The organism is Kitasatospora sp. NPDC058406, from assembly GCF_042722765.1.
Lineage (GTDB): Bacteria > Actinomycetota > Actinomycetes > Streptomycetales > Streptomycetaceae > Kitasatospora.
This window is the reverse complement of the sequence record NZ_JBHXKE010000249.1, coordinates 1-12849: the sequence shown is the minus strand read 5'-3', so window position 1 is coordinate 12849 and position 12849 is coordinate 1. Positions and strand designations below refer to the sequence as shown.

Genomic DNA, 12849 nt, shown 5'->3' with positions numbered 1-12849 from the left:
AGGGGGGACCCTGTGGGAGAGTAGGACGCCGCCGAACAATCATTGTGGAGAACCCCCGTCCGGGATACGGACGGGGGTTCTTTGCGTTTCCGGGGAATTCGGTGGACGGCCCTCTCCCCGGCTTGCCCCTGGATTGTCTCCCGGGCGGGTGTCCGTGCCTCCGGCGGCCGTGGAGGGGCGCCGGCGAAGGCCCCCAGGGTCTTCGGTGGGAATTCGGGGGGCTGGGAGACCGCGCTTCCGTCCGTGTTTTGGACGAGGCCCTGACGAGGCCCTGTGGCGGAAGCCGCTGGGAGTTCGCAGGCGGCACGGGGCACGGAAGGCCGGCACAGAAGGCCGGCAGGGACAGAAGACAGAGCGTCCACGGCAGGAGAATGCCCCGCTACCGGCACCGGTAGCGGGGCATCTCGGGTTTCCGGCCTGAGTGGAAGGGCCGCTCAGAGGCGGCCTGCGGCCTTGAGGGCGAGGTAGGTGTCCGCGAGCGCGGGGGCGACGGAGGCGGGTGCGGCGTCGAGCACCGTGACGCCGGTGCGGGTGAGGCGGTCGGCGGTGAGACGGCGGTCGGCGCGGGTCTGCTCGGCCGCGGCGGCGCCGTAGACGGCCTCGACGGTGCCGCGGCCGGCGGCGAGCTCGTCGAGGTGCGGGTCGGCGACGGAGGCGAGCACGACCTCGTGGCGCTTGGTGAGCAGTGGGAGGAGGGGGAGGAGGCCGTCCTCCACGGGAGCCGCGTCGAGGCCGGTGAGGAGGACGATCAGCGAGCGGTGCGGCGCCATCTTCAGCGAGGTGGCGACCAGCGAACGCATGTCGGTCTCGTAGAGGGCGGGCTCCAGGACGGCCATCGCGCCGGTGAAGGCCGTGAGGATCTCGTTGGGGGACCGGCCCGCCACCGAGGCCCGCTTGCGGAGGTCGTGGGCGAGCAGGTCGACCCGGTCGCCGGCCTTGGTGGCCAGTGCGGTGAGCAGGAGCGCGGCGTCGAGGGAGGCGTCCAGGCGCGGGGCGTCGCCGACCCGGCCGGCGGAGGTGCGGCCGGTGTCGAGGACGATCAGGATGTGCCGGTCGCGCTCGGGGCGCCAGGTGCGGACGGCGACGGTCTGGCGGCGCGCGCTGGCGCGCCAGTCGATGGAGCGGATGTCGTCGCCGGGCAGGTACTCGCGCAGCGAGTCGAACTCGGTTCCCTGGCCACGGGTCAGGAGGGAGGTGCGACCGTCGAGTTCGCGCAGCCGGGCGAGCCGGGAGGGCAGGTGCTTGCGGCTGGCGAACGGGGGGAGGGCGCGGACCGTCCAGGGGACGAGGTGCGATCCCTGACGGCCGGCCAGGCCGAGCGGGCCGAGGGAGCGGACCGTCACCTTGTGGGCGTGGTGGTCACCGCGCCGGGTCGGAGTGAGGACGGTGGTGACCCGGCGCCGTTCGCGGCCCGGGACCCGCAGGGTGTGCCGGGAGGCGGCGATCTCGGTGCCCGGGCGCCAGGCGGACGGGGCCCAGGCGTCGCGGATCCTGGCGTGCAGGGGGCGGCCGGACGGGTTGGTGACGGTCAGTTCGACGGTGGCGGGTTCACCGAGCCGGACGGTGGTGGCGCCGCCCCGGGTGATCCGCAGGCTGCGGACGGGGGCGGCGAGCGCCAGGTCGACGACGACGGCGAGGAGGACCGTTCCGGTGACGGCGCCGATCCCGGCCCAGGAGGGCAGCAGCAGGCCCGTGACGAGGGCGCCGAGCGCGGCGAGCAGGGCGGTTCGCCCGGTGAGGGCCATGCGGTGCGTTCCTTCGTCGGGGCCGGGAGCGAGGCGGTCGGCGGGGTGCCGAGGGTCAGCGGGGGGCCGGGGTCTGGGCCAGGACCGCCTGGATGACGGAGTCGGCGGTGACGCCCTCCATCTCGGCCTCCGCCCGCAGGGCGACGCGGTGGCGCAGGGTGGGCAGCGCGAGGGCCTTGACGTCGTCGGGGGTGACGTAGTCGCGGCCGGCGAGCCAGGCCCAGGCGCGGGAGGCGCCGAGCAGGGCGGTGGCACCGCGGGGGGAGACGCCGATGGAGAGCGACGGCGACTGCCGGGTCGCCCGGCACAGGTCGACGATGTAGGCGAGGATCTCGGGTGCGACGGTCAGCGCGGCGATCTGCTCGCGGGCGGCGGCGATGTGCCCGGGGCCGGCGACCGGGCGGACACCGGCGGCGCCGAGGTCGCGCGGGTCGAAGCCGGAGGCGTGCCGGGCGAGCACCTGGAACTCCTGGTCCCGGTCGGGCAGCGGCAGGACCAGCTTGAGCAGGAAGCGGTCGAGCTGGGCCTCGGGCAGCGGGTAGGTGCCCTCGTACTCGACCGGGTTCTGGGTGGCGGCGACCAGGAACGGGACGGGCAGGGCACGCGGCTCGCCGTCGACGGTGACCTGGTGCTCCTCCATGGCCTCCAGCAGGGCCGCCTGGGTCTTCGGCGGGGTGCGGTTGATCTCGTCGGCGAGCAGCAGGTTGGTGAAGACCGGGCCGGCCTGGAAGGAGAACTCGGAGGTCCGGGCGTCGTAGATCAGGGAGCCGGTGACGTCGCCGGGCATCAGGTCGGGCGTGAACTGGATGCGCTTGGTCTCCAGACTGAGCGCGGTGGAGAGGGTGCGGACCAGCAGGGTCTTCGCCACGCCGGGGACGCCTTCGAGCAGCACGTGGCCGCCGCAGAGCAGGGCGACGACCAGGCCGGTGACGGCGGCGTCCTGGCCGACCACGGCCTTGGCGATCTCGGCGCGCAGGGCGGTCAGCGCCTCGCGCGGGTCGCTGACCCGGGGGTCGTGCGAGGGGCCGGGGGTGGCGGGAGCCGGGCCGGGGGTGATGCGGAGCTGGGCGGTGGCCTGTTCGGTCACGGCTTCCGTACCTGCCTTTCGAGGGCGTCGAGGTCGTCGGCGAGCCGCAGCAGCGCGGCGTCGTCGGTCGGGGGCGGGCCGTACAGGAGGGCCCGTACGTCCCCGGCGGGCCGCTCGGGGAGGCGGTCGGCGACGGCCGCGCTGAGAGCGGTGGGGTCGGGTGCGCCGGCGACGGGCGGGACGCCCAGGGCCGGGGCGAGGCGGTGGGCGGCGGCGCGGCGCAGGGCGTCGGCGGCGCGGCCACGGGCCTTGGCGCGGCGGTAGAGGCGGGCACGGCCTTCGGTGGTCTCGGCGGCGCGGACCACGACGGGCAGGTTCTCGCTGACCACCGGGCCGAGCCGGCGGGCCCGCCAGAGGGCGGCGAGCAGGACGGCGACGGCGAGTTGGTAGCCGGCCCAGCGCCAGCCCTCGGGGATGTAGTCGTCGAAGGTCTTCAGCCCGCCGCCCTCGGCGACCGGGGCGGTGTAGTCGGGCAGGTGCCAGGTGAGGTGCGGCTCGGTTCCCAGGAGGCCGACGCCGAGGGCGGCGTTGCCGTCCTTCGGGAGCAGCTCGTTGGTGAGGAAGTCGCCGCTGCCGAGGACGACGACGTCGGAGTTCCGGCCGGTGGGGACGGCGACCAGCGGGTAGCCGTGGCCGCGCTCGTAGCAGCCCTCGCCGCGGCTGCCGGCGGTGTAGAGCAGGCCGCCGAGGTGCGCGGTCCCCGCCCGGACGGCCTCGGGGAGCGAGCACTGGGCGGCGGTGCTGCGGACGGAGGCGTAGGGGACGCCGCCGTTCTCGTCGGAGGTGCGGACGCCGGGGACGAGTGCGCTGAGCGCGGCGGGGCCGGGGGAGATCAGGATCAGCCGGGCGTGTCCGGCGGTGGCGACGGCGCGCAGCTGCTCGGGGCCGAGCAGGTCGGGCTCGGGCAGGACGAGGGTGCCCGCGTCGGCGGCGGGGACGGTGGGGTCGGCGGTGAGGTCGACCTTGAGCCCCTCGCGCTGGAGGAGGGCGACCACGGCGTGCCCGCCGGCGGGCTCGTAGGAGCGCGGGTCGAGCGGCGGGTAGCTGCGGTCCTGGTTGAGGGCGGCCAGGACGACGGCCGAGAGCAGCAGGAGTGCGGCGGTGAGCAGGTACCACCGGCCGCGCCGCCAGAGGCCGTGGCCCGTGGGGGCGAGGCTGGTGGCGGCGAGGGCGGTGGCGGGCTCCGGCTCGGAGGACGGGGCGGGTTCGGGCGTCGGCGCGGCGGGGGCGGTGCTGGTCATGCGGGTCCTCCGGCGGCCGGGGCGAGGACCGGGCGGGCGCGCTCCAGGGTCCGGTCGAGGTCGCGCAGCAGCTGGTAGGCGGCCTGGTCGGCGGTGCGGTCGCCGTAGGCGATGTCGTCGAAGGTGCGGGCGGCCGCGGTGAGTGCCGCGGCGTGCTCGGGCAGGGTGCGTCCGGCCTCGGCGGCGGCCTCGTCGGCGGTGCGGCCGGGGCGGGTGTCGAGCAGGGTGCGCTCCTCCAGGCCGCGGACCAGGGCGCGCATCTGTTCGCGGACGGCCTCGGTCCACTGGCCGGCGGCGGCATGACGCTCGGCGTCGGCCCGGTGCTGGGCCGCGGTGCGGGGACCGAGGGCCCCGAAGACGCCGAGGGTGGTCCGGGCGGCCCGCCGGGGGGCGCCGAGGCGCCACCAGAGGGCGGCGACGATCAGGACGGCGATCACCGTGAAGAGGATCAGGCCGGTGGTGCCGGTGGTGCCGTCGCCGGCGATGGCCCCGAGGGCTTCGTCGATCCGGTCCATGATCCAGCCGATGACCCGTTCCTGGAGGCTCGGGTCGTGCCGGTGGTAGTCGGCCTTGAGCAGTTCGTCGCGTGCGGCGTCGCGGGCGGCGTCGCGCGGGGTCGTGACCGGGGCGCCACCCGCGGCCAGGACCCTCTCCCCCCAGTGCGGCATCGGGCTCAGAGCCTCGCGGCGGGGTTCGGGCCGGCCTGTCCGCCCCAGCCGGTGCCGCCGTGCTCGGGCAGGCCGGCGGCGCGGGCGAGCTCGATGTCCAGGGCCTCGCGGCGGATCCGCTGGTCGACGTAGAGGAGCACGCCGATGGTGGCGGTGAACGGGAGCGTGATGGTGGCGGAGATGACGCCGCCGATCGCCATGGTGACCAGCATCGCGGTGGGCAGGGCGCCGGAGTCCCCGGCGTCGGCCTGGCGGGCGATGTCGTCGAAGCCGAGGACCAGGCCGGCGATCATGAACGGGGTGCTGATCACGCCCGCGACGAAGGCCGCGATGATCTGGCTGAGCACGTTGATGCCGCAGATCCGCCACCAGGAGCCGCGGACCAGGCGGCGGGAGCGGGAGAGGGCGGTGAACACGCCCTGCTTCTCCAGCATCAGGGCGGGGGCGGCCAGACTGAGCTGGATCCAGAGCCAGAACGCGACCGGGATGCTGAGCAGACCGACGACGACGAGCGGGATCACGATCGCCGGTTCGTCCGCGCCGGCCAGCAGGTAGCCGATCAGCGGGGTGAACCCGAGCAGCATGACCCCGACGCCGACCAGGCCGGTGAGCAGGGTGAGGCCGGTGAGCTGGAGCAGTCGCGGCCGGGCGTCGCGCCAGGCGTCCCGGACGGTCACGGACTGTCCGAGGATGGCGCGGCTGACGACCATGGTGAGCAGGGCCGCGGCCACGACGCCGAGCAGCAGCGTGACCGGCATGCTGGCCAGGGTGGTGATCACCGGGGTGAACTCGCCGGTGTCGCCCTTGATGGCGAGCTGCGCGCCGAGCGTGGCGCCCTGCTGGACGACCGCCACGCCGAGCGAGAGGCCGAGGGTGGTGCGCCAGTGCTTGCGGACGGTCGAGACGGCGCCGTCGAGGATCTCGCCGAGGCCGAGCGGGCGGAGCGGGATGATGCCGGGCTTGGGGCTCTGCGGGACGCCCCAGCCGTACTGCCCACCGGGACCTCCGCCGTACGGGCCGGGCTGCCCGTACCCGACCGGCTGCCCGCCGTACGGGGGCTGCGGGGCTCCGGGGGCGGTGCCCCAGGCGGGCGGCGCGTCGTGGGGCGGTGCCGACTGGCCGGGCACGGAGGGCACGTCGGCCGTGGGCCGGGTGCCGTCGCGGGGCGGCTCGGGCGAGCCGGGCGAGGCCCAGCCCGGAGTGTCGGTCATCACTGCTCCTCGGAGGGCGTCAGGGTTCGCGGCACCGGGTGGATCTTCACGCGGGCGCAGCGCCCATCGTGTCATGGTGGCCGTACGTCCCCCAGGGGGATCCGGTTGCTGAACGGCAACGGCACGGCTGCGGACGGTTCGTGGGCTCTCCCCGGGACCGTGGGGGTGGAGGGGTGCAGACCTTTCGCCCGGTATGGCCTGAATTCGCCTGGTCGCCAGTTGGCCGTTCTGGAGCAAAGGGACTGCTGTGCGGCAGGTCACAATCCGGTAATGAGAAGATGGACGCATGAAGGGACGCGTCCTCGTCGTTGATGACGACTCCGCACTGGCCGAGATGCTCGGCATCGTGCTGCGGGGTGAGGGTTTTGAGCCGTTTTTCGTCGCAGATGGGGACAGGGCGCTGGCAGCGTTCAGGGAGACCAAGCCCGACCTGGTCCTCCTCGACCTGATGCTTCCGGGTCGGGACGGCATTGACGTCTGCCGGCAGATCCGGGCCGAGTCGGGCATTCCGATCGTCATGCTGACCGCCAAGACCGACACGGTGGACGTCGTGGTGGGCCTGGAATCGGGCGCCGACGACTACGTCACCAAGCCGTTCAAGCCCAAGGAACTGGTGGCCCGGGTCCGTGCCCGGCTGCGCCGTGCCGAGGATCCGACCCCGGAGCAGCTGACCATCGGCGACCTGGTGATCGACGTGGCCGGCCACTCCGTGAAGCGGGACGGGCGGGGCATCCCGCTGACCCCGCTGGAGTTCGACCTGCTGGTCGCGCTGGCCCGCAAGCCGTGGCAGGTGTTCACCCGGGAGGTGCTGCTGGAGCAGGTCTGGGGCTACCGGCACGCGGCGGACACCCGGCTGGTGAACGTTCACGTCCAGCGCCTGCGGTCCAAGATCGAGAAGGACCCCGAGCGCCCCGAGATCGTGGTGACCGTCCGTGGCGTCGGCTACAAGGCCGGGCCCAGCTGACGTGATGTACCAGGCTGACGAGACCCCGTCGGGTTCCGCGACCGGCGGGGCCGACGCCGTGCGCGGGGACGTGCTGAGCTCGACCGTGCGCAGCCGCAGGCGGCGTGCTCCGGCGGCCCTGATCGCGCTGCTCACCCGTCAGCTGCGCCGGCCCGTGCACCGGGTGGCGGCGCTGTACCGGCGTTCGATCCAGCTGCGGGTGGTGGCGGCGACCCTGCTGCTGTCGGTCGTGGTGGTGCTGGTGCTGGGCGTCGTGGTGGTGGCCCAGGTCCGCACCGGACTGCTGGACACCAAGCGGGCCTCGGCCCGGGACCAGGCGCTCTCCGGCTTCCAGAGCGAGCTCAAGAAGATCGACGAGGCGAAGGACCTGCGGCTGAAGGTCGGCGCGACGACCGACCCGAGCACGGAGGAGATAGGCACCTGGCTGCTCAAGCAGGTCGGTGACCTGGCCGCCAGCGGGCAGAGCGTCTACACCGTGATCGCGATGCTGCCGGGGACCACCCAGACGATCGCACCGGACAAGACCGGGCTGGGCCCGCGCTACTCGGGGGACATCCTGCCGAGCAGCATCCCGGAGAGCCTGCGGGCCAAGGTGGGGCAGGAGGCGGGCCAGAGCTTCAGCCAGCCGACCGTGATCCACCGCTCCGCCGAGAGCCACAACCGGACCGAACCCGGCCTGGTCTTCGGCATGCAGTTCGTCGGCCCCAGCGACAAGAGCTACCAGCTCTACTACGTCTTCTCCTTCGGCCAGGAGACCAAGACCCTCGGTCTGGTCACCGGCACCCTGGCGACCGCCGGCATCTTCGTGGTGATCATGATGGGCGGCATCGCCTGGCTGGTGGTGCGCCAGGTGGTCACACCGGTCCGCATGGCCGCCGGGATCTCCGAGCGGCTGGCCGCCGGACACCTGGAAGAGCGGATGAAGGTCACCGGGACGGACGACATCGCCCGGCTCGGCGAGTCCTTCAACCGGATGGCCAACGCCCTGCAGGCGCAGATCCGCCAGCTGGAGGAGCTCTCCCGGGTGCAGCGGCGCTTCGTGTCGGACGTCTCGCACGAACTGCGCACCCCGTTGACCACCGTCCGGATGGCCGCCGACCTGATCTACGACAGCCGTGAGGACCTGGACCCGATGGCGGCCCGGTCGGCCGAGCTGCTCCAGGGCCAGCTGGACCGCTTCGAATCCCTGCTCGCCGACCTGCTGGAGATCAGCCGCTTCGACGCCGGCGCCGCCGTCCTGGACGCCGAGCCGGTCGACCTGCGCGAGATCGTCGGCCGGGTGGTCGAGGCCGCCGACCCGCTGGCGCAGGCCAAGGGCAGCGCCGTGGTGATCCGCGGCGACGGCGAGCCGGTGCTGGCCGAGGTCGACTCCCGTCGGATCGAGCGCATCCTGCGCAACCTGGTGGTCAACGCGCTGGAGCACGGCGAGGGCCGGGACGTCGTGGTCCGGCTGGGCTCGCAGGACGGCGCGGTCGCCGTCGGCGTCCGCGACTACGGCATCGGGCTCAAGCCCGGCGAGGCGTCCCGGGTGTTCCACCGCTTCTGGCGGGCCGATCCCTCCCGGGTGCGGACCACCGGCGGTACGGGCCTCGGCCTGTCCATCGCCGTCGAGGACGCGCACCTGCACGGCGGCTGGCTGCAGGCCTGGGGCGAGCCCGGCGGTGGCTCGCACTTCCGGCTCACGCTGCCGCGCACCCGCGGCGGGGAGATCAGCCGGGCTCCGTTCCGGCTCGAACCGGAGGACTCGCGCAACAACCGCGGCCTCGGCACCTACGGGACGCCGTACCGGCGGGCGATCCGTCCGGCCGGCGCCACCGCGCTGACCGCGACGGACGAGCAGGCCGACCCGGAGACCCCGGAGACCTCCGGGAACGCCTTCGGCGGCAACCTGGGCAGCGGCCTGGGCGGTGTGCTCGGCATCGGGCCGGGACTGGGACGCCGGGCGCCCGAGGGGCCGCGCGCCGATCCGTCGGACGTGCGCCCGGTCGGGGCCGGATACGGTGCGACAGGTGCGCAGGTCATGGTGGACCCGACGCCGGGCCGGCCGTCGGTGGCGCAGCGGACGGCGGGTCCGGACGCACCGGACGGGGTGGACGCGGTGGACGGCACCGGTGGAACGGACACGGAGGGGACGCAGCGTGCGAAGGACCAGCGGCAGGACTGAGCCGCGGCTGGCCGCAGTGGTCGGCGCGGTGGTCGGCGCCGTGCTGGCGGCCGGCTGCGCGGGGATGCCGGACTCCGGGGGCATCACCAAGGTCGAGCTGTCCCAGGGGTCGGCGGACAAGAACCTCCAGGTCAGGGTCTTCCCGGTGGAGCCCACCAAGGGCGCCAAGCCGCAGGAGCTGCTGACCGGCTTCCTGGACGCGCTGACCGCCGACGACAGTTACGACACCGCGCGGCAGTACCTGACGGCGGCCGCCAGTGCGAGCTGGAGGCCGGAGGCCGGCATCAAGGTGCTCGCGGCCAATCCGGGCCACCCCACCGTGACCGTGACCGACGCCGACACCGAGAAACCCATCAAGGTCTCCGGGCAGCTGGTCTCCCAGATCGACGACCGGCACTCGTTCTCGCTGGAGCCGGTGGCGGTCCTGACCTCGTTCGACTTCACCTTCCTCCGGGAGAAGTCGGGGGAGTGGCGGATCGACCAGCTGCCGGACGGGGTGATCATCAACGAGAGCAACTTCCGCAACAACTACCGGCAGGTGGACCGCTTCTTCTACGCGGCGCCGGACCCCTCCGCGCCCACCGCCGCGTCGGCGACCAGCCGGGACGTGCTGATCGCCGACCCGATCTACCTGCGGCGCCGAATAGACCCGCTCACCGAGGCCGCGAAGGCCGTCGTCGCGGGGCCCTCGCTCTGGCTCGCGCCGGTCTCGCGGTCGGCCTTCCCGGCCGGCACGGTCGTCGACGGCGTCGCCGTCGACGAGAGCCGCACCGCGCACGTCACGCTCGGCGAGGTGGACCTGGGCGCCGCGACCGCCTGCCGGCGGATGGCCACCCAGCTCCTCTACACCCTCGCCGACCAGGGCAAGGGGCAGGTCGAACGGCTGGACCTCAAGGGCCGGCACGGCGGGCCGGGCTGCCAGGCGAGCAAGGGCGACGAGCCGGAGACCGGCCCCGGATCGCTGGCCGGCACGATGGCGAGCCGGCAGTTCTACCAGCGCGCCGAGGACGGCGTGCTGTACGAGACGCACGGTGACACCGCCAGCGAGCCGGTGCACGGCCCGCTGGGCAAGCCGCAGCCGAGCGGCCGACTGCTCGGCGCGATCGCGGTGGCGCGGGACGGCGAGCGCGCCGCGGCGCTCGGCGCCGACGGCCACCAGCTCTACACGGTGCCGCTCTCGGAGACCACGTCGGCGATGCCGCAGGCGGTGCTCACCACCGCGGCGCGGGCGGGCGCCAGGGCCGACGACGGGCTGACCTCGCCCACCTGGGACGGCCGCGGCGACCTCTTCGTGGTGGACCGCGACCCGCAGGGCCAGCGGGTGCTGATGGTGCGCGACAAGCAGGTCGTCCCGGTGGCCGTGGACGACCTGGGCGGACGGTCCCTGCAGGCCGTCAAGGTCTCGTCGGACGGTGTCCGGATCGCCCTGCTGGTCAAGGACGGGAAGGACCCCAAGGACGGGAAGGACGGCAGGGACCAGAAGCTCTGGCTGGGCCTGGTCGTCCACGGCGGGACCAAGGAGGCCCCGACCGTGCGGATCACCGGTCTGCGGCCGGCCAATCCGGTGCTGACGGAGGTCACCTCGGTCTCCTGGGCGGAGGCGGACCAGCTGCTGGTGCTCGGCAAGGAGAAGGACCGGCTGCAGCAGCTGCACTACATCAGCACCGACGGGTCGCAGAGCGCGGACGCGCGGCTTCAGGGCGGCGAGGGCATGGCCACGGTGGAGGCGTCCGAGTCGCGCGGGGGCAACCAGTCGCCGCCGCCGACGCTGGCCCTGCAGGGGACGGACGGCAAGCTCTACCGGCTGGTCAACAACCAGTGGCGTGAGCTGGTACTGCCCTACCGGGCGGCCTCCTTCATCTACCCGGGCTGAGCCGGGCCGAGTCGGGCTGAGCCGGGCCGGGGCCGACGGAGGCCGCCGGGGACGGGGCCGTCAGGGCCGGGCCGCGTCCGGCGCGGCGCGGGACGGCCGCCGCGACGGTGGCGGCAGCGCCGGGTGGCAGGCCTGCGGCGGCCAGGGCCCTGGCCGCTTCGGCGAGGCTGGCACCGGTGGTCACCAGGTCGTCCACCAGGACCGGCAGGCGGCCCGCGAGCCGTCGGGGAGCGCCGGGCAGGACGGTGAGCGCGCCGTGCAGGTTGCGCCGCCGCTCGGCGGCGGAGAGCCCGGTCTGGTCGGCGACCGGACGGGCGTGCCGGAGCAGCGGCGCAGCCCGGGCGTCCAGGCCCGTCCGGCGCAGCGCCCGGGCGGCGGAACCGGCCAGCCGCAGCGTCGGATCGTGCCCCCGGGCGCGGACGGCGGCACGGGCGGAGGGCACCGGGACGAGCAGCAGCGCGGCGTGGCCGGCGTCCGGGCCGAGCGAGGAGCGCACCGCCCGGGCGAGGGCGTCGCCGAGCGGGCCGGCGAGTCGGAGCGCACCGCGTTCCTTGTGGGCGAGCAGCAGCCCGCGGACCGGGTCGGCGTACGGCGCGGCGGCGTGCACACGGGGAAGGGCCGTGGCGGGCCCGGGGCGGGTCGTGGCCAGCACGTGCCGGCAGCCCGGGCAGAGGTGCCCCCGGACGGCGTCGCAGCCCGCGCAGCGGGCAGGGAGCAGGACGTCCAGCAGCCCGCCGAGTGCGTGGGCGAACGACCTGCGGACGGCCTGGTGAAGGGTCGGGGTGAGGGTGGTCGACACGGTGCTCCTCGCGGTGGCAGGCACGGAGAGTGAGCAAAGAATGCGCCGTACGGGGGGTGTTGTCCAGGTATTTACCTGTGTTTCACTCCTGGGAGGGTAGACAGGGGGCAGCAGCTTGACCGCCAGCCCATAACACCCGCCATACCCACTGTCCCCGCTGCGGAGGCGAAAACCCCGTGTGAGGTGTTCGATAAGGCTCCAGGGGGTTTCAAGCGTCCCTGGTGGGGAGGAAGTGAGATGAGGGCCAGTCGTTCCCGCCGTTGCCGGCGGAGCGGAGGGCCGGCAGAGGATTGGCTGGTCCGGCTGGGTCTCAGCCCGATCCGGTAGCACCCGGATCGGCGACAGAACGAGGGATCGGAGTTCTGCGTGGACATCGTCGTCAAGGGCCGCAAGACCGAGTTGCCCAAGAGGTTTCGGGATCACGTGGCCGAGAAGCTGGAGAAGGTCCAGAAGTTCGACGCCAAGGCGATCAGCCTTGATGTCGAGGTGTCCAAGGAACACAACCCGCGGCAGGCCGACCGGTCGGACCGCGTGGAGATCACCCTCCGTACCCGTGGCCCGGTGATCCGGGCCGAGGCCGCCGCCGCCGACCCCTATGCGGCACTCGACCTGGCCTCGGCGAAGCTCGACGCCCAGCTCCGCAAGTCCGCGGACCGGCGTCGGGTCCACAAGGGCGGCAACGGACGCACCCCGATCAGCGTCGCCGAGGCGACCGCGGCCCTGGCCGCGCTGCCCGAGACGCCGCCGGCGGTGAGCGAGACCAACGGGGCCGTCCGCAAGACCATGATGGGTTCCCTGGAAGTGGAGGGCGAAGGCCCGCTGGTGGTCCGGGAGAAGACCCACCCGGCCGCCCCGATGGCGCTCGACCAGGCGCTCTACGAGATGGAGCTGGTCGGCCACGACTTCTACCTCTTCGTGGAGAAGGACAGCGGCCTGCCGAGCGTCGTCTACCGCCGGCACGGTTACCACTACGGCGTCATCCACCTGAAGGCCGACGGCTCGACCGCCGAGGGCGGCGGTGCCGGAGGGGCGATCGGCGTCCTCGGCGACGACGACTGACGAGTCGAGCGGTACGGGAGATTCGAGCAGTGCGGGCG

The 12849-nt window shown here is 74.0% G+C and carries 10 protein-coding genes; 4 read left to right on the top strand and 6 right to left on the bottom strand.

The annotated features are described in order from the left end of the window. Window positions 1-434 precede the first annotated feature (434 nt). From ACFWOG_RS33805 to ACFWOG_RS33785, 5 genes are all read right to left on the bottom strand, one after another. Window positions 435-1745: a DUF58 domain-containing protein gene (locus ACFWOG_RS33805; protein ID WP_380363033.1), complete on the bottom strand. Its 1311-nt coding sequence runs from the start codon at window positions 1743-1745 to the stop codon at window positions 435-437. Between the two features lie 55 nt (window positions 1746-1800). After that, entirely contained in the window at window positions 1801-2730 is a 930-nt protein-coding gene (locus tag ACFWOG_RS33800; RefSeq protein WP_329883742.1) for a MoxR family ATPase, read from the bottom strand. Between the two features lie 98 nt (window positions 2731-2828). Beyond that, window positions 2829-4073 carry a DUF4350 domain-containing protein gene (locus tag ACFWOG_RS33795; RefSeq protein ID WP_380363031.1) on the bottom strand — a complete coding sequence of 415 codons (1245 nt, stop codon included), beginning with the start codon at window positions 4071-4073 and terminating at the stop codon, window positions 2829-2831. Then, on the bottom strand, window positions 4070-4741 hold the full coding sequence (locus ACFWOG_RS33790; protein WP_380363029.1) for a DUF4129 domain-containing protein: 672 nt from the start codon (window positions 4739-4741) through the stop codon (window positions 4070-4072). The genes ACFWOG_RS33795 and ACFWOG_RS33790 overlap by 4 nt, the downstream gene beginning before the upstream one ends. Window positions 4742-4746: 5 nt before the next feature. Then, window positions 4747-5952 (bottom strand): hypothetical protein, encoded by a 1206-nt coding sequence (locus tag ACFWOG_RS33785; protein ID WP_380363027.1) that lies wholly within the window; start codon window positions 5950-5952, stop codon window positions 4747-4749. A gap of 286 nt (window positions 5953-6238) precedes the next feature. On the opposite strand from ACFWOG_RS33785, the gene mtrA reads away from it, so the two are divergent. Genes mtrA through ACFWOG_RS33770 form a run of 3 tightly spaced genes read left to right on the top strand, consistent with a single transcriptional unit; the run spans window position 6239 to window position 10953 of the window. After that, a complete protein-coding gene (mtrA, locus tag ACFWOG_RS33780) occupies window positions 6239-6916 on the top strand; it encodes an MtrAB system response regulator MtrA (RefSeq protein ID WP_320441904.1) in 678 nt (225 codons plus the stop codon). Between the two features lie 4 nt (window positions 6917-6920). Beyond that, entirely contained in the window at window positions 6921-9080 is a 2160-nt protein-coding gene (gene mtrB / locus ACFWOG_RS33775; protein ID WP_329952523.1) for an MtrAB system histidine kinase MtrB, read from the top strand. Continuing rightward, window positions 9055-10953 carry an LpqB family beta-propeller domain-containing protein gene (locus ACFWOG_RS33770; protein WP_380363023.1) on the top strand — a complete coding sequence of 633 codons (1899 nt, stop codon included), beginning with the start codon at window positions 9055-9057 and terminating at the stop codon, window positions 10951-10953. The genes mtrB and ACFWOG_RS33770 overlap by 26 nt, the downstream gene beginning before the upstream one ends. On the opposite strand, the gene ACFWOG_RS33765 is transcribed toward ACFWOG_RS33770, so the two are convergent. Further along, a complete protein-coding gene (locus ACFWOG_RS33765) occupies window positions 10937-11671 on the bottom strand; it encodes a ComF family protein (protein ID WP_380363035.1) in 735 nt (244 codons plus the stop codon). The two genes, ACFWOG_RS33770 and ACFWOG_RS33765, sit on opposite strands and share 17 nt — an antisense overlap. A 447-nt stretch (window positions 11672-12118) precedes the next feature. On the opposite strand from ACFWOG_RS33765, the gene hpf reads away from it, so the two are divergent. Further along, the gene (gene hpf, locus ACFWOG_RS33760; RefSeq protein WP_329952521.1) at window positions 12119-12811 is read left to right on the top strand and encodes a ribosome hibernation-promoting factor, HPF/YfiA family; all 693 of its coding nucleotides are present in this window, start codon (window positions 12119-12121) and stop codon (window positions 12809-12811) included. Window positions 12812-12849: the final 38 nt, after the last annotated feature.